The 24,642-nt window shown below is 71.8% G+C and carries 16 protein-coding genes; 6 read left to right on the top strand and 10 right to left on the bottom strand.

The annotated features are described in order from the left end of the window. Positions 1-35 precede the first annotated feature (35 nt). Together NP777_RS19860 and NP777_RS19855 are read left to right on the top strand one after the other, a co-directional pair. Positions 36-977, top strand: a complete 942-nt coding sequence (locus NP777_RS19860; RefSeq protein WP_256651508.1) for an NAD-dependent epimerase/dehydratase family protein — start codon at positions 36-38, stop codon at positions 975-977. A 71-nt stretch (positions 978-1,048) separates the two neighbouring features. After that, positions 1,049-4,441, top strand: a complete 3,393-nt coding sequence (locus NP777_RS19855; protein WP_391858544.1) for an aminotransferase class I/II-fold pyridoxal phosphate-dependent enzyme — start codon at positions 1,049-1,051, stop codon at positions 4,439-4,441. Between the two features lie 22 nt (positions 4,442-4,463). Here the strand turns inward: NP777_RS19855 and NP777_RS19850 are convergent, their stop codons facing one another. The 4 genes from NP777_RS19850 to NP777_RS19835 form a co-directional block, all read right to left on the bottom strand. Further along, positions 4,464-5,033 (bottom strand): toxin, encoded by a 570-nt coding sequence (locus tag NP777_RS19850; RefSeq protein ID WP_256651506.1) that lies wholly within the window; start codon positions 5,031-5,033, stop codon positions 4,464-4,466. A gap of 13 nt (positions 5,034-5,046) precedes the next feature. After that, a complete protein-coding gene (locus NP777_RS19845; protein WP_256651505.1) occupies positions 5,047-5,487 on the bottom strand; it encodes a helix-turn-helix domain-containing protein in 441 nt (146 codons plus the stop codon). A 341-nt stretch (positions 5,488-5,828) separates the two neighbouring features. Then, positions 5,829-6,983, bottom strand: a complete 1,155-nt coding sequence (locus NP777_RS19840; RefSeq protein WP_256651504.1) for an MAB_1171c family putative transporter — start codon at positions 6,981-6,983, stop codon at positions 5,829-5,831. A 40-nt stretch (positions 6,984-7,023) separates the two neighbouring features. Then, positions 7,024-7,755, bottom strand: a complete 732-nt coding sequence (locus tag NP777_RS19835) for a TetR-like C-terminal domain-containing protein (protein WP_256651503.1) — start codon at positions 7,753-7,755, stop codon at positions 7,024-7,026. A gap of 158 nt (positions 7,756-7,913) precedes the next feature. On the opposite strand from NP777_RS19835, the gene NP777_RS19830 reads away from it, so the two are divergent. The 3 genes from NP777_RS19830 (at position 7,914) to NP777_RS19820 (ending at position 14,974) form a co-directional block, all read left to right on the top strand. Next, entirely contained in the window at positions 7,914-11,135 is a 3,222-nt protein-coding gene (locus NP777_RS19830; RefSeq protein ID WP_256651502.1) for an NACHT domain-containing protein, read from the top strand. 182 nt (positions 11,136-11,317) lie between these two features. After that, positions 11,318-13,378: an ATP-binding protein gene (locus NP777_RS19825; protein WP_256651501.1), complete on the top strand. Its 2,061-nt coding sequence runs from the start codon at positions 11,318-11,320 to the stop codon at positions 13,376-13,378. A gap of 6 nt (positions 13,379-13,384) precedes the next feature. Continuing rightward, positions 13,385-14,974, top strand: a complete 1,590-nt coding sequence (locus NP777_RS19820; RefSeq protein WP_256651500.1) for an ABC transporter substrate-binding protein — start codon at positions 13,385-13,387, stop codon at positions 14,972-14,974. Positions 14,975-15,034: 60 nt separating this feature from the next. On the opposite strand, the gene NP777_RS19815 is transcribed toward NP777_RS19820, so the two are convergent. From NP777_RS19815 to NP777_RS19795, 5 genes are all read right to left on the bottom strand, one after another. Next, a complete protein-coding gene (locus NP777_RS19815; protein ID WP_256651499.1) occupies positions 15,035-15,832 on the bottom strand; it encodes an SAM-dependent methyltransferase in 798 nt (265 codons plus the stop codon). 127 nt (positions 15,833-15,959) lie between these two features. Further along, a complete protein-coding gene (locus NP777_RS19810) occupies positions 15,960-16,745 on the bottom strand; it encodes a VC0807 family protein (RefSeq protein WP_308405170.1) in 786 nt (261 codons plus the stop codon). 293 nt (positions 16,746-17,038) lie between these two features. Beyond that, the gene (locus NP777_RS19805) at positions 17,039-17,827 is read right to left on the bottom strand and encodes a hypothetical protein (protein WP_256651498.1); all 789 of its coding nucleotides are present in this window, start codon (positions 17,825-17,827) and stop codon (positions 17,039-17,041) included. Next, complete coding sequence (locus tag NP777_RS19800; protein WP_256651497.1) at positions 17,817-19,373, bottom strand: vWA domain-containing protein; 1,557 nt, start codon at positions 19,371-19,373, stop codon at positions 17,817-17,819. Before NP777_RS19800 ends, NP777_RS19805 begins: the two co-directional genes overlap by 11 nt. Before the next feature lie 65 nt (positions 19,374-19,438). Continuing rightward, the gene (locus tag NP777_RS19795; protein ID WP_256651496.1) at positions 19,439-20,590 is read right to left on the bottom strand and encodes a hypothetical protein; all 1,152 of its coding nucleotides are present in this window, start codon (positions 20,588-20,590) and stop codon (positions 19,439-19,441) included. 455 nt (positions 20,591-21,045) lie between these two features. Here NP777_RS19795 and NP777_RS19790 point away from each other — a divergent pair, with 455 nt between their 5' ends. Further along, a complete protein-coding gene (locus NP777_RS19790) occupies positions 21,046-23,418 on the top strand; it encodes a hypothetical protein (RefSeq protein WP_256651495.1) in 2,373 nt (790 codons plus the stop codon). 226 nt (positions 23,419-23,644) lie between these two features. On the opposite strand, the gene NP777_RS19785 is transcribed toward NP777_RS19790, so the two are convergent. Next, positions 23,645-24,616 carry a hypothetical protein gene (locus tag NP777_RS19785; protein WP_256651494.1) on the bottom strand — a complete coding sequence of 324 codons (972 nt, stop codon included), beginning with the start codon at positions 24,614-24,616 and terminating at the stop codon, positions 23,645-23,647. Positions 24,617-24,642: the final 26 nt, after the last annotated feature.

The raw sequence follows: 24,642 nt of genomic DNA, 5'->3' as shown, positions 1-24,642 counted from the left end.
CCAAAAGCCACAGATGCTCGCGCTAATGTTCGCGCGTGAACTTTCATGTCGTCATAGGATTCGGGCCCGCGGGGGCGGCCACTGCTCGGCTGCTCGCCGAAAAGGGCCATACGGTACGTGTCATCACCCGGTCGGGCCGCTCCCCGGAACCGGGTATCGAGCACGTCGCGCTGGACGCGACGGACAGTGAGCGGCTGACCGAGGCCGTGCGGGGCGCGGCGGCCCTCTACAGCTGTGGCGCACCGCCCTACCACCGCTGGGCGAGTGAATGGCCGCCCCTGGCCTCGTCGCTCCGCGCGACGGCCGAGGCCACCGGGGCGGTCCTGGTCATGCTGGGCAACCTCTACGGGTACGGCCCGGTGGACGGCCCCATGACCGAGGAGCTGCCGCCCGCCGCCACCGGCACCAAGGGGCGGGTGCGCGCCGCCGTGTGGGAGCAGGCGCGCGACCTCCATGAGCAGGGCCGTATCAAGGCGGTCGAGGTGCGGGCGTCGGACTTCTTCGGGCCCGGGGTGACCGACGGCGGGCACCTGGCCGCTCGGGTCATGCCACGTGTGCTGCGCGGCAAGCCGGTCTCCTCGCTCGGAGACCCGGACACCCCGCACAGCTGGAGCTATATCCCCGACGTGGCCGCGGCCCTGGCCGAGGTGGCGGGCGAGGAGCGGGCCTGGGGCCGGGCCTGGCACGTGCCGACGGCGCCCGCGCTGTCCACCCGGGAGATGGTCGACCGCCTCGCCACCCAGGCGGAGACCGGGCCCGTCGCGGTGCGCAGGCTGCCGTCGGCCGTGCTGGGACTCGCGTCGCTGGTCTCCCCGCTGCTCCGCGAACTGAAGGAGGTCCGCTACCAGTTCGACCGGCCCTTCGTCATGGACGCGAGCGCCTACGAAACCGAGTTCGCGGTGCGCGCCACCCCCGTCGAGGAGCAGGTCAAGGCGACGGTGGAGTGGTGGCGCGAGCGACTGGCCACCGCCGGGTGACGGCCGTGACAGCGAAGGAATCCACAGTGGGCGTAAGCGGAACGCGGCGCGATGACGTCGCGATCGTGGGAATGGCCTGCCGGTTCCCGGGGGCGCGGAACGTCAATCAGTACTGGCGGCTCCTCAACGAACCGCGGGCGCAGTTCGCCACCGTCCCGGACTCGAGATGGCGCACCGCCACCTTCCTCAGCGACAACTTACGCGACCCGTCCTCGACCTACACGGACACCATGGCGCTGCTGCCGGACGTGGGCCACTTCGACGCGGCGCACTACGGCATCCCGCCCCGCCGGGCCAAATCGATGGATCCGCAAGGGCGGCTGCTGATCGACCTGGCCCGGGAGGCCATCCAGGACGCCGGATGGGAGGCCGAGGGCTTCGACCGCGAGGAGACCTCGGTGATCACGGCGCTCACCGAGAGCGGCTATCGCGAGATCACCACCATGCGCATCCGGATGCGCCAGCTGACCGGCGGCGAGTTCGGGGCGCGGGCCACCGATCCCCAGTGGCCGGAGACCGTCCGCGCGGTGGACGGGCTGCACGGCTCCTCCGTGGCCGGTCTGCTGCTCAACATGGGCCCGAACACCGTCAGTTCGGTCTTCGACCTGCACGGCGAGAGCTATGCGCTGGACTCGGCGTGCTCCGGTGGCCTCATGGCCGTGGCCAACGCGGTGTTCGCACTGCGCGCCGGCCGCTGCCGGATCGCCCTCGCGGGCGGCGCCCAGCTCATCCTCACCCCCGACCTGCTGGTGGGGCTGTGCCGGATCGGCGCCATCTCGCGCACCGGCAGATGCCTGCCGTTCGGCGCCGAGGCCGATGGCTTCGTCCTCGGGGAGGGCGCCGGGGTCCTGGCGCTGCGCCCCCTGGCCGACGCGCTGGCCGCGGGCGACCGGGTCTACGCGGTGATACGGGGCGTGGGCACGGCCAACGACGGGACCGTACAGGGCGGAATGCACCCGCAGGCGGCCGGTCAGCTCAGAGCCCTGCGCCGGGCCTACCGCGACGCCGATCTGACCCCGGACGCGGTGGGCTACCTCGAGGCGCACGGCACCGGGACCACCGTCGGCGATCCGGTCGAGGTCGGCGTCCTGGGCCAACTGCGGGGCGAGCGGGGCGCGCCCGCCTTCCTCGGCGCGGTGAAGGCGGTGGTCGGACACGCGCTCAACGCCGCGGGGATGGCCGGGCTGGTCAAGACCGTGCTGGCCGTGCACCGGGGAGTGATACCGCCACAGCCTGAGTTCGACCTCGCCGACCGCTCCGGACTCGACGCGGCGCGGCTGATCGTCCCGACGAAGCCCACCGTATGGCCGGAGTCCGGGCAGCCGCGCCGGGCCGGGGTGAGCGCCTTCGGCTTCGGCGGCACCGGTGTCCATCTGGTGGTCGAGGAGTGCGCCACCGCACCGGCCCGCCCCGCACCGGACGAGGAGCCGGAGCTGCTGGTGCTCAGCGCCCGCGACCGGGCCGGGCTGGTCCGTTACGCCCGGGAGCTGGCCGGCACCCTCGCCGAGGACCGGCCGCCGCTGGCCGGGGTGGCGGACACCCTGGCCCGCCGGGCTCCGCTCGCCGAACGCCTCGCCCTGGTGGCCGAGGACACCGCCGACGCCGTCACCAAGCTGACCGCCGCCGCCGACGCCGTGGCGGCCGGGCGCACCGGACAGCTCGGGCCGGGGCAGCTGACCGGCACGGTGCCACCCGGTGAGCAGCCGGAGGCCGCCGTGCCCGCGCCCGGCTCGCTGTCCGCCGGGGAGCGCTCGGCCGCGCTGGCCCGGCTCGCCGAGCGGGCGGTCACCGGCGCGGGGCTCCGCCCGGTCATGGAGCGCGTACCCCCTCGCACCCTGCCACCGAGCCCGCTCGCCCCGCGCCACCACTGGGCGGTGGACGAGTCGGGGCGCGCCCCCGAGGAGGCCCCGCCCGCCCTCGCGGCGGTGGAGGAGGGCCGGGCCGGGCCGGTGGGCGCGCGGGGCGGGGGAGGAGCCGCGGCGTCCATCGTGCTCGAAGAGCTCTCGCGGACCGGCGTCTTCCCGCTCGCCGATCTGACCGAGCGGATGGAGCTGGTGACCGACCTCGGCTTCGACTCCCTGATGCTCCAGGAGCTGGAGGTCAACATCGGCAAGCGGATACCGGGATTCCGTACCGAGGAGATCTTCTCGCCCGATCTCACCGTGGCACGGCTGGTCGGGCTTGTCGATCCGCATCTCACCGGGGAGCCCGCCCTCGGCGAGCCACCGCCCCGGGAGACCCGGGCGGACTGGGACGCGGCGACCGCGTGCGCCGATGACTTCCCCGAGGTGCGGCAGTTCGAGGAGCGCCTGAGCACGATCACGGGCAGTGGCGCGGACTTCCCGTACTTCCGCGTCCACCAGGGCACCATCCGCGATACGACCATGATCGACGACAGGCCGTATCTGTCCTTCGGCAGCTACAACTACCTGGGGCTCTCCGGCCATCCCGCGGTCAACGAGGCCGTGCACCAGGCGGTGGACCGGTACGGGACCTCGGTCTCGGCGAGCCGGGTGCTCTCCGGCGAACGGGACCTGACCGTACGGCTGGAGCGGGCGCTCGCCGACTTCCTCGGCACCGTGGACTGCCTGGCGCTGGTGAGCGGCCACGCCACCAACGTCACCGCGATCGGGCATCTCGTCGGGGCGCGGGACCTGGTGGTGCACGACGCGCTCGCCCACGACAGCATCCTCCAGGGCTGCGCCCTGTCCGGGGCGGCGCGGCGCCCGTTCGCCCACAACGACATCGGCGCGCTGGAGGACACGCTGCGGCGCAACCGGTCCCGGTTCCGACGGGTGCTGATCGTCGTCGAGGGCGCCTACAGCATGGACGGCGATCTGGTGGACCTGCCCGCCGTGATCGAGCTGAAGCGGCGCTACGGGGCCCTGCTGATGGTCGACGAGGCGCACAGCATCGGTACCGTGGGCGAACGCGGGCGTGGTGTCGGCGAGTTCTTCGGCGTCGACCGGACCGATGTGGACCTGTGGATGGGCACCCTGTCCAAGACGTTCGCCAGCTGCGGCGGCTATCTCGGCGGCTCGGCCCGGATGGTGCGGTGGCTGCGGCATACGCTGCCGGGCTTCGTCTACAGCGTCGGCCTGACCCCCGCCAACGCGGCCGCGGCGCTGGCCGCCACCGAGCTGATCGTCGCCGAACCCCACCGGGTGCGCGCCCTGCGGCGCAACGCGGAGCTCTTCCTCGGCCTGGCCGCCTCGGCCGGTCTGGCGACGGGCACCAGCGCCCACACCCCGATCGTGCCGTGTCTCCTCGGCGACTCGGCGAGAACCCTGCACATCGCGGACCGGCTGTTCGACCGCGGTGTGATCGCCGATCCGATCTTCCACCCCGCCGTGGAGGAGGGGCTCGCCAGGCTGCGGTTCTTCATCACCAGCGAGCACCACGAGGACGACATCCGGCGCACCGTGGCGATCCTGGCCGAGGAGGTGGCGGCCACCGGGGGATGAGTGAGGCATCGTCGGATCGACCTCAGATCAGGGTGCGTTCGATCCGGCTGAGCATGGCGTCCTTCCCGGATGCCCCGGCGTCTCCGGCCGTGGGCGCGCCATGCCGCTCCTCGGTGCCGCCCACCCGTTGGGAGAGCAGATAGGCGATGATCTCCGCTTCCTGCTCCTGGACGTCGTCGTAGGTCGCGCGCAGGAGCATGTCACGCACGAGGTCGGGGTCGAGGTTGGGGAAGAGGAGGCGGGCGCTCGCCTCGTCCAGCCAACCCGCCCCGCGATGGCAGCAGATGATGTGGCCCAGCTCGTGCAAGATGATGTGCTCCTGATGCGCGCTGGTCGTGTTGGCGTCATAGAAGATGAGGTCCTCGTCGCGGGCGGCGACCCACATGCCACAGGGGTGCGTCGCCGGCATCGGCATCGGGACCAGCGTGATCGGGCGGCCGCGGACCTCGCCGAGGTGGCGGCAGAGCTCGGCCACATCGGCCATCTCCGGCAGCCCGAGGTCGGCGATCCGCCGCGCACCGGCCTTCCGGAGCTTCTTCAGCTGACTGCGGCGGTCGTGATCGGCCGACCGTCCCTTGCCCGTGCCCCTCACCCAGCCGCACCCCTCATCCCGAATCCGAGGTGTCGGTGACCGGCGGCAGGCCCTGGAGCTGCCGGTACTGGTCCATGATGGTCGTGATGGCCTCGAGGTTCTCCTTCTTCATCCCCGCCGCGCGCATCGCCACGGCACGGACCCCGGCCTGGCGCAGCGCCTCGATGGCGGCGATCTCACTGAGCACCGACTCGGCGACCTGGTCGTCGAAGAAGTAGGCCACCGACACGCCGAAGAAGCGCGCCAGGGCGGCCAGCAGGTCCGGTGAGGGATTGGAACGCTTGCCCGTCCGCAACTGCGACAGATACACGCCCCCGACTTTCAATTCGGGGTTGGCCCGCTTGAGCTCCTCCGCCACCTCGGCGTTGGTCCAGTGCTTGCCCTTGGGACGAACCGTCTTGAAGAGGTTGTCCAGACGCACTGCCAGCATGGGCCGGTCGTCAGTCTCGGACATGCGAATCTCCCTCCCTCACCTCCTCGGCTTTGCCCCCGGCTAATCGTCAGTTTCGCAGATTAGCGGTCAGTTGACAATCGGGCGCAACTCCGCCACCGTGGACCTTGCCGATAGCTGCCAGCTAACTCCGCTCACGGGGGTGGCCGAGTTGGTTGCCGGCTGTCGGCCTGGTCCGGCCCGGCCTTCCGGGGCCGGGCCGGACCGGATCGAGTGGGGTCACCCACTCGGCTCGGAAGAAGGAAACGGGGGCACGGGGGAATCACGGGGGAAGTCCCGCTCGGCCTGACGGGGGCAGACCGGGCGGGAATCCTCCCTCGGTGTGAGTGGGTGCTTACGGCCCCTCAGCGCACCTTGTCGAGCCGCCGGTAGGCGGCGGCCACCTTGGTGAGCCAGACGACCTCGGCGGTGAAGTTGTCCGTGTCGCGGTCCTCGAAGTCACCGGTGTCCGCGTTGTCGTCGGGAATCGTGCCGGTGCGCTTGGCGTGCAGGGCCCGCCTGATCTGCGCCGCCTCGGCGAACGCCTGCCGGGACTCCTCGCTCCCCTTGGGGCCCGCCCCGCCGTGGCCGTTCGTGGTGCGGTCGATGTACGGCCGCAACTCCCGCCAGCCGTCCCGAATTTCGATGACCCGCCGGTGCAGCCGGTAGTTGAGGTCGGAGACCGCGGCCCCGGGCGGCTCCAGGACGATGTCCGGCGAGGACTCGTACAGATCCCGCCACAGCGGATACAGCGCCCGGTAGGACCGGTAGCCGCGCGCCCACTCCAGCAGCTTGGTGGCCGACGACCCCCAGGAGGAGATCGTCAGGGCGAGCGAGAGGGTGACGATGCCCAGCGCGCTGAAGACGGAGGCGGCCAGGGTCCAGCCGCCGATGTCGAACCCGAACGCGGCCGTGACGACGTTGACCACCCGGGCCAGGCAGTACAGGAAGAGGATCACCGCGGCGACGGACAGCAGCCGCAGGGCCTGCCGCAGCGAGGTCTTGCTCGCCATACGGGCGTAGGGCCCGCACTGGCGCAGGATGGTGACGCACGGAACCGCCTGGGAGACCATGAAGACCAGGAGGTAGGTGAGGACCAGCGGCTGCCCGCTGCCGGTGTTGAAGTCCTCGGCCGGCCGGCCGGGGCCGTCGGCGATGAAGAAGAGCGCCGTAAGGAGCGCGTTGAGGGCGATGCCGGTGATCAGCCAGTAGCGGGCCTTGCGCCCCGACTCCTCGGTCTCGGCCGCCCAGCGCAGCAGGATGATCTGCGCGCTGACGCAGAAGGCGACCGCCGACAGGTGCATCACCAGGATCGCGAGGTTGCCGACGCCCAGGAAGCGCTCGCTCCCCATGGCGACGGCACCCATCGTGAAGGTGAGGCACTGCAGCAGCAGGGTGATCAACAGCGTGCGGTAGGCGCTGTCCCGCCAGCCGCGTCTGACCTGGAACAGCCGGTAGACGAGGGCGGCGTACGACGACAGCGCCGCGATGACGAAGCAGAGAGTCTTGATGGTGTTCACGGCCCTTTCCCCCACAGGCGCCGCGCACGCGGCGAACGATTCAGTCGGTGTTCTTCTGGCCCAAGGGAACCACGAGTCCGATCCCTTCGGCCGCGACGGCGACGGCGTAGTCGAAGAACGCGGCCTCGTCCCGGACGCTGTCATGGGTGCGGCTGAAGACCTGGAACACCAGGAGGCCGATCAGACCGCTCCACAGCACGATGCCGCGCTCGATGACGTCCGAGAACGGGGCCTCGGGCACCCCGCCGAACAGCTGCACCGCCTCCGGCAGCAGCAGCGGCGGCCCCGGCACCGCCCGCCGGGGCGCGGTGAGTTCACCGGCCTCCAGCGCCGACCGTACGATGCCGGCCAGCACCGCGGGGGTGCGCGAGGCGGGCGGGACGGTCTCCTGCGGGGCGTGGTAGCCCGGCACCGGCGAGCCGTAGACCAGCGTGAACTCACCGGGGTTGGCGAAGGACCACCGGCGCAGCGCCCGCGTGACCGCGAGCAGCCGGGCGCCCGCCGACGCGCCCGCGTCCCGGGCGGCCAGGTCGGCCTCCTCCATCGCGGCGCCGGAGTCGTTGTAGGCGTCGATGAGCAGCGCGGTCAGCAGATCGTCCCGGTGCGGGAAGACGGCCTCCACCTCGCTGACGGAAAGGCCGCTCTCATGGGCGACGGCGGCCGGGGACAGCCCTCCGGCGCCCAGTTTCACCAGCAGTTGGCGCGCGGTGGTCGTGATGGCCGCCCGCGCCCCGGAGTTGGCATCGGCGGAACGTGTTCCGGAAACATCCATGGGCCAAACCGTACCGGTGCCATGGCACTTCGCGCCCCGCGGACCCTGACCTGAACCCTGACCCCGGAGGGGGCTCCGCGGCTATGGTGAGCGGGATGTGAGCGGTTGCACGGGGGTCGGCGGGGGACGCGCGCCGACGCCGCGAGGGAGGGGCTGCTGTGGACGGCGGCACGGTGGGTCTGCGGATCGCTTCGGCAGTGGTCGTGCCGGTGATCAAACGGCTGCTGCTGCCGCCCGCGAGCGCGCCCGCCGCGGAGTACGGCGAACGGCCCGTACCGATCCGCCGGCTGGTCTCCTTCGCCAAGGAGCACCGCACCCTCACCGAGGACGATCTGCACAAGCTCGCCCGTGAGCTGGTCCGCCGCGCCGTGCGGGCAGCCGGGCCGCACGACCCGCCGATCGGCGCCGATGAGCACGACTCCGTGGGGCAGGCGCTGACCCGCACCCTGCACGCGCTCGGCGATCTCGACATGGACGACATGCACGCCTTCGCGCTCGGCCCGGAGCGGCTGGCCGCCGAGCTGTCCCGGCGCGCGGGCCCCGACACCCGCAGGCTCCTCGGCGACGACGCCGCCCGCTTCCACGACCGCCTCCTGGAGACGGCCTGCGTCCACCTCATGCGCTTCTTCAGCCAGCGGCCCGGATTCGCGGCCCGAGCCCAGATCGAGCAGAGCCGCGAGATCCGGGAGCAGAGCGAGAAATTGGACGCCATCCTGCGGCGGCTGCCCGACATCAGCCGCCAGGACGAACAGTTCGAGGAGGAGTACGCGCGCTACGTCGTCGAGTGTCACGGCAGGCTCACCATCTACGGCGTGGACCTGCGCGAACCGGACGGTCAGGACTGGCCGCTGGAGACCGCGTATCTGAGCCTCCAGGCCAGGCCGTACCGCGATGGCACCGACCGGGTGCCGGTGGTGAACGGCGAGCCGGGCGCCGACCGGGACACCGAGACCGAGCGGGCCCCGGGCCCGGCCGAGGCGGTCTTCGCCACCCATGAGCGGGTCCTGCTGCGCGGGGTCGCCGGCACCGGCAAGACCACCCTCGTCCAGTGGCTGGCCCTCTCCACGGCACAGCAGGAGCGGGTGCCGGGCGGGCTGTCCCAGCTGTTCGGGCGGGTGCCCTTCGTGCTGCCGCTGCGCACCCTGGCGCGCAAGGACTCCGAGCTGCCGATGCCCGACGACTTCCTGCGCTGGATCGGCTGCCCGCTGGTGGGCACCGAGCCCGACGGCTGGGCCGCGCGGGTGCTGCGGCATGGGCGCGGAGTGCTCCTGATCGACGGGGCCGACGAGATCCCGAAGGACGACCGGGCCCGGGTGCGGGCCTGGCTGAAGAAGCTGCTCGCCGTCTTCCCCGGCAATCTGTGGCTGCTCACCTCCCGCCCCGCCGCCCTCGAACGCGGCTGGCTGGCCCGCGAGGGCTTCCAGGAGTTCGCGCTCGCCGCGATGCGGCCCGCCGACATGAAGCAGTTCATCCGGCGCTGGCACACGGCCGCCGGGGCCTCGCAGGAGCTCGGCGACTCGCTCACCCAGTCGCTGCGCGGCAGCCCCGAGCTGAGCCGCCTGGCGACCAATCCGCTGATGTGCGGCCTGATCTGCGCCCTGCACCGGGAGCGGCGCGGCTTCCTGCCCCAGGGCCGCGCCTCCCTGTACGAGGCGGCCCTGTCCATGCTCCTGGAGCGGCGCGACCTGGAGCGCGAGGTCTACGGGCGCAGCCGTAAGCCCGTCCTGGACCAGAAGTCGGCCACCGAGCCGCTCCAGAGGCTCGCGTACTGGCTGATCCGCAACGAGCGGACCCAGCTGGACCGCCCGGACGCGGTGAACGTGGTGCGGCGGCTGCAGCCGTCCGTGCCCCGCCTCGCGGAAGTCGGCACGGCGGAGGAGACCCTGCAGCATCTGCTGGAGCGCTCCGGACTGCTGCGCGAACCCGCCCCGGGCGCGGTCAACTTCATCCACCGCACCTTCCAGGACTTCCTGGGCGCCAGGGCCGTGCTGGAAGAGCGCGATATGGGCATGCTGGTGAACAACGCACACCTGGACCAGTGGGAGGACGTGGTGCAGATGGCCGTCGCACAGGCTCGACACCAAGAGCGTGCCGACCTGCTGACCCGGTTGCGCGAGCGGGGCGACCGGGAGCAGGACGCCACGGTCCAGGCGCGGTTACGGCTCCTCGCGCTCGCCTCCCTCGAACAGGCCACCCGCCTGGAGCCCACGGTCCGCGAGGCCATCGAGGACCGGGCCGCGCGGCTGCTTCCGCCGCGCAGTCTGCGGGAGGCCAGGTCCCTGGCGCAGACCGGCCCGCTGCTGCTGGGCCTGCTGCCCGACGCCAAGGACCTGGAGGGCGACGAGGAACTGGCCACCGTCCACGCGATCTGCCAGATCGGCGGGGACGCCGCCATCCCCAGGCTCCGGGAGTTCCTGGGCACCGGCCAGCCCGCGGTGCGCGCTCAACTCCTCGCCCACTGGGACCGGTTCGACACCAAGGTGTACGCCGAGGAGATCGTACGGCCGCTCCTCGACACCGCACCCGAGGAGCTCGTCACGGTGCGCTCCCACGCCGAGCTTGAGGCCCTGCGCACCATGTCCGGCTATCAACGCGTCGGCCTGCACGGCGACTTCGCCCCCGAGGCGATCCGCGCCGCGCTCGACCCGCGCCATCTGCGCGAGCTGCGCCTGCGCAACACCCTCCAACTGGAGGACCTCGATCTGCTCTCCGCCTACCCCGGTCTCGAGACCCTCGCCCTCCAGGGCTGCCGGAACGTGAAGGACCCCGGGCCGCTGGCCCGGCTGCCCCGGCTGCGGCGGCTGGAGCTGCGGGACCTGCCGCAGTTCGAACCGCTGCTGAAGCTGGCCGACTGCCCCCGTCTCGAAGGGCTCCTCGTCGGGCCCGAGGTGCCCTGGCGCGGCCTGTCCGACCTGCCGCGCCCCGCCGAGCTGCGGCTGCTCTCACTGCCGTCGTCGGCGGCGCAGCTCGCGGGGATCGTGGAGTGCCGGGAGCTGGAGGAGCTGCGGCTCCAGGACGCCAGCGAGCGGCTGACACCGGACGAATGGGGCTCCCTCATCGCCGAGTTGCCCCAGCTGCGCAAGCTGACGCTCTCCCCGCAGCAGCTGAGCATGCTGCTGTTCGCGCCCCGTACCGAGATACCCCAGGTCACCCACCTGGATGTGTGGGCCAGGGCCGGTGTCGCGGTTCCGCTGCGGCGCATCGCCCGGCGGCTCCCGGGACTTGAGGAGATCCATCTGTCGCAGGTGGCGGAGCTGGATCTGGCCTCCCTCGCCGGACTGCGGCGGCTGCGCCGGGTGCGGCTGGTCTACCCGGGCGAGATCCGCGGCACGGACTCGCTCCCCGAGAGCGTCGACCTCGACATCTATCCGCACCCCTGACCGGCACTGTCTCCGACGGTGCGGCGTTCACCTGGTGGGATGTTTACCCAAGGGGTAAATTCAGGATTGTAGGCGTAGTTGGTACGGATGTCAGCGGCTGATGTCTCGGGGGAGCGGTGCCGCCCGTCTCCGAGGTCACGGCTGCCGGGCAGCAGAGGACGACTGAGGCGGGTCGCAACGGGATGCGCGTATCGGAAGGGTCACCGCTCTATGGCCGGGACCCGGTGCTGCGCTCGCTCGTTCCCCGGCTGACCGGCCTGGCCTACGACGAGCGGTCCCGGACCGGCCGGGAGCACCAGGGCGATCTGCCCGTGGTGCTGCTGACGGGGTACCACGGCATGGGGCGCAGCGCCGTCCTCGAGGAGCTGGCGGCGCGCTATCGGGACCGGCTGCCGCTGGCCCACGTACGGGCCGTGGCCACCGAATCCGCCGCCTTCCCGCCCGCCCCGGCCGACGGCGGCGCGCCCACCGCCGCCACCCTGGTGGAGATCCTCGCGGAGCTGGTGTGCGGGCTCGCCCCGGCGCTGCGCCGCCGCTTCCCCGTTCTGGCGCCCGGCCTGTTCGCCGTCTCCGGCTGGTACCGCGGCAACGGAGAGCAGCGCGATGCCGCGTGTCTGAGGTTCGCCCGGCTGCTGCTCGCCTGCCGCCTCGCCGGCGGGGACGAGAACGCGCTGAGACACGCCTGGGCCACCGCAGTCGAAGGCCGTCTGGAGACCATCGAGGCGGAGGCCGACGCGGAGTGGGGGCGGGACGCGGTCACCGCCGCCGTGGTGGCCGAGTACACCGACCGGCACCAGCCGGCCGCGGCCCAGGAGTGGTACCGCCGCCGCTTCCCGCGGGGCGCCGACGGCCAGGATCCGCTGGTGCTGCTGGGGGAGTGGTTCCAGCGCGGCGGCGACTACCGGCACGCGGCCGAGCAGAGCCTGATGGCCGCCTTCCTCCACGATGTGGCCTCCTCCTACGGCAGGCTCCAGCGGTGGAACCGCGAACCGTGGCCGCTCATCCTGCTCGACGACGCCCACTGCCCGCCCGGACAGGACTTCCTCGACCTCCTCCTCGAACACCGCGCGCTGCCCGAACGCCCCGACCACGAGCAGCTCGTCGTCGTGGCCACCCGCCTCGGCGGCTTACCGGAGGACGCGTCCGACGCCGTCCGCCGCGACCTGCCCGACCTGGTGAAGTCCTCGGGCTGGCAGCGCAGGGGCCTGGCCCCGTCCGCCGGGCTGCTCGCCGTCCCGCTCACCCCGCTGAGCCGGGACGACATCCTGCCCCTCCTGGTGCCCGCCCGGCCCGCCCGGCCGCTCCACCCCTATCTGGCCTCCGCCGTGCACTCGCTGACCGGCGGGCACCCCGCGGTGACCACCGTGCTGTGCGCGGCGGTCCTGGACGCCACCAAGCGGGGCCGCGGCGTGGGCCCGCGGGACCTCCTCGAGCTGAACGCGAAGGACGGCCGCCCGGTCACCGAGGCGCTCCTGGAGCGGCTGCTCCCGGACCGGCGCCAGCGCGACCGGCTGACCCTGCTCTCGCTCGCCCGCGACAGCACCGCGGCCGAGGCGCTGGCCGAGCATCTGCGGCTCCAGGGCCCGGACCAGCTGCCCGCCAACTCCGCCACCGACTACCTCGAAGAGCAGCAGTGGCAGCAACTGACCCCGCCCGACCAGCCGTTGGTCACCGACGCGCTGCTGCGCACCCTGCTGGTGCACGAGGCGCGCCGCACCTCCTCGCGGGCCGAGGACGGCCGTAGCTGGCAGGACATCCACCGCTTCCTGCGGATGCACCACGCCCAGCGCGGTGAGAGCGGTGAGGCCGACGCCCTGCGGCACACGCTCGCGGCCGGAAACGCCGAGACGGTGGTGGCCATGCTGACGGAGGAGTTCCAGTCGGAGAAGGACGCCCACGCCGCCGCCCACTGGCTGCTGTGCCTCCAGTACGCCGCCACCGCGCCCACCCCACCGGCCGGGGAGTGGACCGACGAACGGATGCAGATCGCCCTCGGCGCGCACGACGGCCGGTACGCCGAACTGCACGAGATCGAGCGCTGCGTCAACCGGCTGCTGCACGCCCTGTGGCATGTCTCCGAGCCGCACGCCGAGCCGGATCCGGATATGTGCAAGGCGGTCGGCGAGGAGCTGGCCTATCTCTCACCGCGCCATCCGTCCTGGCACGCCGTACTGGGCCAGGCGGCCCGCAACTGGCCGGCGGCGGCACGGAAGAAGCGTCCCTTCCCTATCTCCGGTCAGTGAGGAAGCATGCTGCTCCGTCTGTTCCGCCGTCATCCTCGCGAGTGGGGGCCGCTCGAATGGCTGGCCGTCGTCGGAATCGGCGCCCTGGTCGCCACCGCGATCTCCATCGCCGTCAACGTGGCCCAGGGGCCCGGCAGGTGCGGTGACGACCTGCGGGACATCGACGGGGACTGCGTGGGCGTCACCGAGGAAGCCTTCGAGGCGGACCCGGGCGTCGAAAGCCTCATCGGGGCGGTGGCGGACGAGAACGCCCGGGTGAGGCGGGGCTGGGAGGACCCGCCGAGCGGGCCCAGGATCCCGTACGTACGGATCGCGCTGATGATGCCCTTCACCGCGGACGACCACAGCGCCATGACGGCGGACATGATCCGCCGCGGCATCGCGGGCGCCCTGGCCGCCCAGCGGCAGGCCAACCGCTTCGGCGGACCGCACTACCAGCTGCTGCTCGCCCCCGACGGCCGCAACCTCGACCAATGGGAGCCCGTGGTCGACCGTCTGGCCGCGCTGACCAAGGACACCCGGGCGCCGCTGGTCGGTGTGACCGGCATCCCCAGCAGCACACCGGAGACCCGCAGGGCGATAGCCGCGCTCAGCAAGCACAGCATCCCCACCGTCGGCCCGGTCATCACCGCGGCCAACATGAACTCCCCGTACTTCTTCAAGACCTCGCCCAACAACGACCAGTTCGCCCGCGCCCTCAAGCTCTACCTGGACCGGAAGCCGGCCCGGCACAGAGGCTTCCTGGTCTGGGACAACCGCGGCGAGGACGTCTACTCCCAGAACCTGCGCAGCGTCTTCGAACGGCACTTCGGCACCGCGTACGACCTGACCAACCACAACTCGAACTTCACCGGCACCTCCGGAACCGACAAGGGCATCCCCCAGCGGTTCACCGACGCCGTCCAGAAGATCTGCAACGAGAAGTCCGACACCGTCTTCTTCGCGGGCCGCGACCAGGACCTGCCCGCCTTCATGGAGCGCATGGCGCAGGAGGGCAGCTGCGGGCGCACCACGACGCTGCGCATCCTGAAGGTCGGCATTGGCCTGGAGCCCACGCTCACCGGGGACGCGCCCCGCCGATGGCTGGACGAGGCACGCGCCACGATCGTCGACGCCTCGGCCGTCGATCCCGCCTGGTGGGCGGGGAAGGGCAAGGCCAAGAAGGCGCTCGGCCGCTTCCTGGACCGCTTCGAGGAGATCCAGAGCCACCACAAGCTGGGGGAAAAGCCGCTCGACGACGGCTACGCCGTGATGTACCACGACGCCTTCACCCTGCTCGCGGGCGCCGTGGACCGCACCTTCGCCGAGATCAACGAGGGCGGCAAGAAGGCGCCGGAGGCGCTGAGCATCCCGACGAAGGACGATGTGTACAACACCCTCATCATTCCGAGCATCGCCGGCGACGGGTGCAGCTCCTGCCTGGTCGGCGCCGGGGGGACGTACGGGTTCGAGGGCCCGCGCAAGAACGACCAGTGGGCCGTGTGCAAACCCGTGCCCGTGGTCGAGTTCCCGCCGAGCGCCCGCTCCGGCGATCCGGGCGCGCCCGGCCTCTACCGCACCTACCGGAACGGCGCCAGGAACGCCTGCCCCTCCTGACGCCTGCCCCTCCTGCCCCTTGCCCCTCCTGACGCCGGCCGCGAACCCGCGCGTGGCGGTTCAGCCGGTCTTGCGCGCCACGCCGCCGTAGAAGCCGATCTCACCGGGCCCGGTCCGCGGCGGGGCGTCCGGGCGCCAGAACGGGACCTCGGCCAGACCGGGCTCGACCAGGGTGAAACCGTCGAAGAACCGCTCGATCCGCTCGCGGGACCGCAGGTTCAAGGTGGCGGTGGCATTGTCGTAGACGGCCGAGGCCGCGCTGCGGTCGGCGAAGTCGCCCGTGACGTGGGAGAGCACCAGGAAGCTCCCGGCCGGCAGCGCGTCGCGCAGGGTGGCGACGACCCGTCCGGGCTCGTCCGCCTCGGTGAGGAAGTGGACGACGGCGACGAGGAGGACCGCGACCGGCTGGTCGAAGTCGATGACTCGGCGGACCTCGGGGTGGTCCAGGATGGCCCGCGGATCGCGCAGATCGGCGAGCGCGATGCTGGTCGCGGCCGAGCCGCGCAGCAGTACATTGGCGTACGTGTTGACGATCGGGTCGTTGTCCACGTACGCGACGCGCACGTCCGGCGCCGACGCGCGGGCGATCTCGTGCACATTGGGGGAGCTGGGCAGCCCGGTGCCGATGTCGAGGATCTGCCGGATGCCGTCGCCGACCACATACCGCACGGCGCGCCGCAGGAAGTCGCGGTTGGCCCGTACGCCGCTCCACACCTCGGGCGCCGTGGCCGCGAGCCGGTCACCGGTCTCGCGGTCCACCTCGTAGTTGTTCTTGCCACCCAGCAGGTAGTCGTAGATCCGCGCGGGGTGCGGCCTGCTGGTATCGATCTCCTCGGCGCGGAAGCCGTTCTCCGTCAACGCAGTGCTCCTCTCGACGACCGCCACGGCCCCCGCCCGCGTTCGACTGGCGAACAGCTTCCCACACCGACCCGGTGCCGGACGCCGGAGTTTCGCCGCGCCCGGCTGATCGGCATCAGACGCGCGGTCAGCTCTCGGCCGCCGCCGGCTCCGCCTTCGCCTCGGCTTCCGCCGCCGCCGCTGCCGCCGCGGCGGCGCGGGCCTGGCCCTTGCGGCGTGACCGCTTGCCGTACAGGGCCGTCCAGGTGCCGAGGGAGGCCAGCACGGCGTAGATCAGGACCGGGCTCAGGATCACCATGGTGTCGGTTCTGAGGGTGTACGACAGCACGACCCGGACCGCGGACTCGAGGCAGTAGGCCACGCCCCAGACGGTCGTCATCGTCATCATGGCCTTGCGGAAGCCATCGACGTGCCACAGGCCGTTCCACCAGGCGGTGCTCGCCTCGGTGCCGTCGGTGGCGAATTTGCGCCCCAGGTAGAACATCAGGGGGCGCGGCGCCAGCAGCGTCGCCAGACAGAGCACCCCGAACAGCCCGGTGACGCACGAGTCCTTGATCAGCAGCGCGCGGGCCGAGTGCGCGCCGACGGTCGACACCACGGCCGTGATGACGATGAACACCAAGGTGACGATGGCGAGTTCATCGAGACGGCGGCGCCAGGCGAGGTGGACGGCCCCGTCCACCACCGGCCAGGCGCTGCTGATGAGCAGCGCGGCGAATTCGCTGAAGCCGTGGTCGCGCAGTGCGTGGTACGTGACGATCGGTGCGACGACATTGAGGCTGAGCGTGACGACCCAGCCGAGAATGGCGGCCTTCTTGGACCGGGCGGGCGCTTTGGGCCGCTCACCGGTCCGTGGCGCTTCCGTATCCGATGCGCTCGAGGCGCCTTGTGTGGTCGAGTCCTGAGTGAGCACGGTTCCCCTGTAAGTGTGCCTGGTGGTGCTGTGCGTGGTGGTGCGAGAAAAGAGAAACGTAAAACAGCCGTGTCGTCAGAGGACAGCGCCGGGACGCCAAATGTCGCCAAAAACTTTGGTGTTTTGAGAAGTCACCGCCCATTGTGCTGAGAAGCCCTGGGAAAAGCCCTTTGTGAATACCGTCCGGTTAACGGCAGTTTCCGATGTGTACAGTACGTTGGAAAATCCGGCCGCTCCCCCTGATAGCGGGTCATTGCGGGGCTTCTCCCGGACATCGGCCCGATGCCCTGGGGCTAGCTGAAGATCGCGATGGCCTCGATGGTCAGCTCGCCTTTCCCCGGGTTCCAGTCCCGCACCTTGCCCAGGCAGCGCGCCGGGAACGTGCCCTCATGGCTGTCGTCGTTGCGCAGCCCGTCCGTGGCGCACAGAACGCGCACCTGGGGCCCTTCGGCGGGGTCCTCCGGGTCGCCGTACGGGGCGAGGAAGACGGTGCGCTCGGGGGTCTGGCCGGCCTTCCGGAACCGGCCCCTGATGGAGACGAAGTCCTCGATGTCGCGCAGCCGGACGCTCTCCGCGGCCCCAGGGCCCGGGCGGTCGATCGTGTCCAGGGCCCGTTCCAGGGCGTGGTTCCGGGTGATGGTGCCGGTCCTGAGATCGCCGTGGACGATGGCGTCGGTCCGTTCGAGGGTGTCCACGATGAGGCCGATCGCCGTGATGGGCTTGGCGCTCTCGATGTACATGCTGATTTCCTCGCGGCTGACGTTCCGGCCGCCGCTGACGCCCACGCCGAAGAGCCGGGCCCGCAGCGAGCCGTCCGCGGTGCGGGTGATCCGGTGCTGGACCTCCCGCTCCAGCGCCTTCTCGTAACGGCCCATCTCGTACAGGTTCATGATGGCCCGGTCGTGGAGGTAGAGGCAGATGCCCTCGGTGGGCTTCTCCGGGCTCGATCTGAGCCGTTTGCGGTACCGGTGCACCCGGACCGCCAGCCAGGCCACGGCGACGATCAGGCTCACCGCGGTCACCAGCCACACGAGCATCCAGGGCCACCAGACGCTCCACCACATTCCGCTGTCAACAGCCACGGATCTCCTTGAAGGCGTCGGGAAGGGAGCGGGCACCCGCGTCCACCATGCGCCCGCCGGTCGTACGCGCCGCCCGGGTCAGCTCCGCGGTGTCCGCCTCGCCGAACCGCAGCGGGAAGGTGGGGACGCCGCGGACCGTGTCCGTCCGTGCCGCGTACCGGCGCTCGAACTCCTGGCGGGTGATGCCGGAGGTGTTCTCCCCGTCCGTCATGAGGACGATGGAGATGGGCTGTCCGGGGTGGTCGCGGGCGATGCCGGACGCCTTTCCGTAGGCGTGGTCGAGCGCGGACCAGATGGCGGTGGAGTTGTCGAAGTCGTCCGCCGCGACGAAGGACTTCACGGAGTCCAGGTCCCGCCGCCCGCCGACGGTGACATCGCGCTCGGCGAGCACACGGCCCCCGAAGCGCATCACGGTGACCCGCTCGCCCTGGTAGAACCGCACGAACTTGCCCGTGGCGGAGGTGTCGGCACCGCTGAGTCCGGCGAAGGCCGCGCGCAGCGAGGCCACCCGCGAACCCCGCATCGAGGTCGAGAAGTCGAGGAGGAAGATCACGTGATGGGCGGTGGGCAGCCGGGGATCGCCGTAGTCCTCGACCAGTTGGTCCACGATCGCCCGCTGGTCCGGGAAGTACAGCGCGTTGCCGATGTCCGCCCGCAGCCTCGGGTCCCTGCGCACATCCGCGCCGAGCGGCCGGCGCAGTGTGCGCTCCATGATCTTCTTCTGCGTCGAGGCGCTCTTGAGCCAGTTCACCACCTTGTCGTACGCCTTGCGCTTGGCCGGGTCGAGGAGGAGCAGCGGGTAGTCGGACAGCACCATGCCGTCCTTCGGATAGACGATCTCCAGCTTCTCGTGGAGCTTGCCGCTGGCGTTGAGCGAGAGCAGCTCCGACTCGTAGGTGATCAGGGCGTCCAGCCGGTCCTGGTGGGCGACGTACTGCTCACGCAGATCGGCGCTGCTGTCCGCGGTGAGCTTCTGGCCGGTGCGGAACCCGCGCAGCCGGTCGCAGGAGATGTCCTCGGCGCGCAGCGCGCTGCCGGTCCCGGCCGCGGCGGTGGCGACGCCGACGAGTGCGGAGAGGCCGCTGTTGGTGCGTTTGGGGTCGGCCATGCCGAAGCGCACCGAGCCCGCGGCGGCGGCGTCGGCGATGTCCGCCCAGGACACCTGCCCGCCCTTGGCTCTCGCCCGCAGGGCCCGCGCCGTCTCCGGCTTCACGCCGACGACCACGGGGGAGAGCATGGTCGTGGTGGACAGCGGTTTCGCGGTGCTCCTGGACTCCTTGAGCCTGAGCTGGAAGTACCGGTCGGAGGAGAGCCAGGCCAGGTCGTGGTGGTACGCGCCCGGCGTCAGCCCGTCCCCGGCGTCCACGGTGGCCTTGTACTCCATGTCGAGGTTCACGCCCGTGTCCCGGCGGAGGTCGTCCAGCAGCGGCTCCATGTCCCGCAGCTCCGAACTCGCCAGCACATGCAGGGTGGTGGATTCCTCGTCACCGGAGCCACAGGCGGTGGCGGTCGTGCCGAGCAGGGCCAGGCAGAGCGCGAGGACCACCCGGCGGCGAGGAGGCCGGGGGTGCGGAGGCCGGGGGTGAGGAGCCCGGGGGTGCGGACGCCGCCTCATGAGGAGTTCTCCGGGGTCTGGTTCGGTGGCGGGCAGTCGCCGACGGACGTGATCATCCGTTCCAGCAGCGACAGGCTCGGCAGCGTGGCCTTGGTGTCGTCGGCCGCCGAGGCGGGCGCCGGAATGCCCTGGTCCTCCAGGAAGCGGTACAGCTCGGTGCTGGTCGCCTTGCCGCTGGAGTCCAGGACGCGGAAGCCCAACTCCATCGCCCGGCGCTGGAGTTGCTCATCACTGGCGAGCAGTTCCCCGAGCCGGTCGCCCTTGGGAGTGAGCGCGATGTACTCGGGCTCGGTCAGGAACTGGGTCGAGGGATAGAGCAGCACCCGCTGCGAGTCGGGCCTTCCGGTCTGCTGCCGCTGCCGTATCTGATAGGCGAAGTACTGGTGCTCGTACACCACCACGATCGGGGCGAGCCCCTTTCCCTCGGGCACCTCGTACGTCTTGAACATCTGCTCCGAGGGGAGCCCCTGGGACACCAGGGTCGGCTTGATCATCCGGGCCACACGGTCCGCCGCCGCGTTGTCCGTCGGGACGGAGTTTCCGTTCTCGACGAAGGCGACCAGCCCCAGATACGTCCCGGCGTGGTTCGCCTCGCAGATGTTCGAGGTCTGGGCCAGGATCCGGTTGCCGTTCGTGGTCCGGTGCTTCTCGATGCCGATATCGCTCCACTTCTTCCCGCCCGCGCTCAGTTCGATGAACCTCTTCATATTGAGGGTGTAGTAGAGCGGGCTGTTCTCGTTCGCGCCGATGCCCTGCCGTGGCCTGGCGAGGCCGTTGTCCCGCAGCGTTTCGGCGTATTCGCGGTAGGTGGCGAGGACGATGGGGCTGACGAAGGCCGAGTGCCCCTTGGCGTACGCGTTCTTGCTCTTGCGGTCATTCTTGATCATGTCCGCCGCGGGCTGGCCGGACGGAAAGGCGAAGTCGTAGCCGTCGAAGCCGGTGGTGGCGATGTCCCGGGATCCCATACGGGTGATGTGCACCCTGATGCCGTGCTTCATCAGGATGCGCTGGACCTTCTCGTCCTCGAAGAACTCCGATTTGGAGGCGATCTTGCCCTCGAGGGTGGTGACCCCGTCGAAGGGGAGCAGCAGATGCCCTCCCGCGGTGAGCGCCAGCAGCCCGGCCACGGGAAAGGTGAGCGCGGTCACCAGCGAACGAAGGGTACGGCCCCGCAGGGGGAGGCGTCGCGAGGGGCCACGGATGCTTAAGCGTGGCTCCTCCGCGTTGGATCTTTCGGCGGTCACCGGCTCCTCCTGCCTGGGAAAGGGGACAGATCCTTTCTGTTGGCCTTGGCGGATGCGTGAATTCCATAGGGATGAGGGCCTAATTCACCGTGGCCGCTCCAGGGAGGTGGGGGAGGCGGGCGGAGGTGGGCGGAGGCGGCAGGAGGTGGCGGGAAGTGGGGGAGACGGGGGAGGCGGGCGGAGACGGCGGGAGATGGCGGGAGATGGCCGGAGAGGCCGGGCGGTGACGGACGCTCGGTTAACGCCTCGGAGCGGCACTTCTCGGCCAGCTTTGGTCCGTACCTGTAAGTGATCTCCTCCGGGGACGAACCTGTGGGACGTCAGCGTCCTTGATCCCCCGTCACGGAAGGATCTGCCACATGAGGTACCGACGGATCAGACGGACCGCGGCGCGCGGAGCCGGAGCGCGCGGCGCCCGCGCCCTCGCGACCGGATGCGTCCTCGCCGCCCTCGGGCTGGCGGCGGGCCCGGCTCCCGGCGCCCTGGCCGCGCCGCCCTCGGAACGCACCCCAACTGCCGCGTTCTCCCCGGTTCCTGACGCCACTTCGCACACCGTCATGCTGGTCACCGGCGAGCGCGTCACGCTCGGCGCGGACGGGAGCGTCGTCGTGGCGCCGCGGCCGGGAGCGGAGGCGGACTATGTCACCCGCCGCTTGGACAACGATGTCTTCGTCATTCCGCTGACCGCGCTGCCGTATCTGGGCCGCTCCCTGGACCCCGCGCTGTTCAACGTCTCCGCCCTCGCCGAGGCCGGGGTGACCACCACTCCGGTACGGATCGAGGCCACCGGAGGCGCCACGGCGCCGCGTTCGGGCCCGGCCTTCGGCGCGGCGCTGGCGAAGCAGGTCGGCGCCGAGGCGGCGAAGGGCTCCGTCGGCGACGGCCCGCTGTTCGGCGGCGTCACCTCCGTCGTACCGGCGGTCGCCGCGGCGGGTGGACGGGACGCCCCGCGCCCGTCGGCGCGAGCGGACGACACGCGGCGGGACCGCGTGGTGGCGGACCACGCGCGAGGGGAGCACACGCGAGCGGACGACACGCGGCGGGGCCACTCGGTGGCGGACCACGCGCGAGCGGACCACGCGCGGCGGGGCCACTCGGTGGCGGACCACCCGGTCAAGGTCACCGTGCTCGGTACGGACGGTAAGCCCCTCCCGGGCACCACGCCGTTCGCGCTGGCCAACGTGGACGACGCCACGCGCTACCGGGAGCCGTCCCTCCAGGCCGTCGACGGCGAGGCGAAGGCCGAGGTGCCCGCGGGCCGCTACAGCGCCATGGTCTACGCCCCGACCTTCGACGGCGCGGGCGAGTCGACCGGCGTCCGCTTGGCCACCGCCGAGTTCACCGTCCCCGACGGCGCCACCGGGACCGATGTCGTGCTCGACCTGCGCAAGGCCACCGAGCGGGTCACCTTCTCGACGCCGCGACCGGCCGAGGAGCACCAGCTGATCCTCCACTACCTGCGCGCCGACACCAAGGGTGAGGTGGCGGTCAACGGCGGCGTCGGCGTCTCCAGCGGCGCGCCCGTCTACGTACAGCCCTCCAACCGCCCGGTCGCCACCGGTGACTTGCGCTTCAACGTCTACACCCATCGGAAGGCGCCCGCGGAGGCGGCCACGCCCTACTCCTACGACCTCAAGCTGGCCAACCCCGCCGGTGTGATCGCGAAGAACCAGCACTACCGGGTCACCGGACGCCAACTGGCCACCGTGCGGACCAACTACCACAGCGATACGCCGGGCCGTGCCCAAGAGGTCGCCCGCCTGATGTATCTGCCGTACGAATCGAGCGGTGAGGCGCTGTCCGAGCCGTTCAAGACGCCGGCGCAGCGGATCGAGTACGTGGGCGGCTCGGCCGGCGCCACCTACAACGACTGGCTCAAGGCCGGGGAGCGGCGCTTCGTGTCCGAGAAGCAGACCCTCCGGCCCGGCCGGACCACCACGGTCGACTGGCTGCGCGGCCCGCTGGCCCCGGGCTTCACCGGGCCCGCGCGGGGCGCCGGCGCGGACGAGACGTGGTACTGCGCGGCGTGCCGCAAGGGCGACGCCCTCACCTTCTCCCCGGCCACGGTCATGGACTCCGGCGGCCACCACGCGCTCGCGTTCCCGTCCGACATCACCTCCTCGCACTTCGCGGTGGTCTCCGGCGACACGACCCTGTACGAGGGCGACGGCGTCTCCGGCGGCGTCCTGACCGTGCCGCCGCGGACGGCCCCGTACAGGGCGGTGTACGACCAGACCAGGACGAACGGCGAGTTCCACCAGTCGCTGACCACGCACACCGAGTGGACCTTCGCCTCGGGGCACTCGGGTGCCCAGACCGTGCCGGACAACTGGACCTGTGTGTCCGAGGCGGGCGAGTACGACGGGCCGGCCGAGTGTTCGGCGCTGCCGGTCGTCGTGCCGCACTACCGGCTCGACGCCGCGCTGGACGGCACCAGCCCGGTCGGTGACGACCATCTCGTCGTCGGCTTCGGGCACGTACCGGGTGCGGCGGCCGCGCCCGCGCCCGCGGTCACCAGGGCGAGGGTCGAGGTGTCCTTCGACGGCGGCGAGCGGTGGACGGCGGCGGCCGTCACGGCGGTTGGCAAGGGGCGGTTCCGCGCGGACTGGACCACTCCGGACGCGGCGGCGGGGCGGGACGCCTGGCTGCGCGTCACCGGGACCGACGCGGGCGGCAACAGCGTGACGCAGACGGTGGAGAGCGCGTTCACGGTGGCGCCGGCCCGGGGCTAGGACGCCTGCGGCGGGCCGTTCCCCACCCCGCCCCTTCCCGAAACTGGGCCTCCGCCCCAGCCCCCGGGTCGGGGATTCGCTGCCCCGGCCCGGGGATCCGCCCCCTCCCCGCAGCAGCGATATGCGGCTCCGCCGCGTGGTGGGTTCCGTGGCGAGTCCCGGGGGCCGGGGGCGGAGCCCCTGGTAGTGGGAAGGGGCGGGGAGGGGAAAGCCCCACCGGGCGGCCCTAGCCCGCGTCGTCCCTCGCCCACCGCCCGGTCACCGTGCCGATGGCCGCCACCGCGCGCCCGATCCGTGCGTCGCTCTCGCGCACCGACCGAGCGAACTCTATGTGCAGGAACGGCACATGTTCGGTGGCGGCCCTGCGGCCCTGGACGTTGTCGCGCCCCTCCAGGGGGCAACTGCGGACCCAGGCGCGGCAGACGGAGAAGTGCCTCGCGGTCAGGGCGGACGCGAGGCGGCGGGCGTCCGGGCGGCCCGCCCGGCCGCTGCCGGTGGAGGCGACGACGTCCCGGCCCGGCGCGGAGTCATCCGCGAAGCCGTGAAGCTGGACGCCGGGCAGCCCGCGCCGGGCGAGCTCGTCGCAGACCGCGTCGAAGACCGAGTCCGTGCGGTGGGCGGCGTCGGCGGCATCGCCGTCCCCGGCCCTGCGGTGGGCGCCCGCGAGCACCAGGACGCCGCCGGGGGAGTCCAGGAGCACGCGGGCGCCCAGCCGTTCGGTGTCCGCGTCGGAGACCGGATGCGGTACCTGGACCGACCAGCGGACGGGCGCGGAGAGGTCCACATAGACCCGGGCCCAGCCGCGCGGGTCGGGCCCGTCCTGGGTGCGGTCGGACAGCTCGGCGTAGCGGCGGCCGGTGCCGGTGTCGGTGAGGGTACGGAGCCGGAAGCCGACGTCGGCGAGGAGCGGATGGGCGCGGTCCGGGTGTCCGTCGAGGATCAGGCCCACCGCGTCGGCGACGTCCCGGCGTTCGGCGCGGCGCGGCTCCAGGTAGCCGCCGTCGGGGTCGAGCCCGGCCGTGAAATCGGTGATCCTGCGCTCCAGCGGGACCTGGGAGGCCCGGATACCGTCCGATGCGCGGCCGTTGTCGTCTCCGGACGACCGGGCGACCGTATATGCGCTCAATGCGGCCACAAGCAGGCCGAATGCGACCGTGACGGTTGCCACGATGATCGCCCTCGCTCGTATCTCCGCCATGACCGCCTCATCGTAACCACCCGCTT

The organism is Streptomyces rugosispiralis (assembly GCF_024505145.1).
Lineage (GTDB): Bacteria > Actinomycetota > Actinomycetes > Streptomycetales > Streptomycetaceae > Streptomyces > Streptomyces rugosispiralis.
Note: the sequence above shows the minus strand (reverse complement) of the source record. Positions and strands in the feature narration are given on the sequence as shown.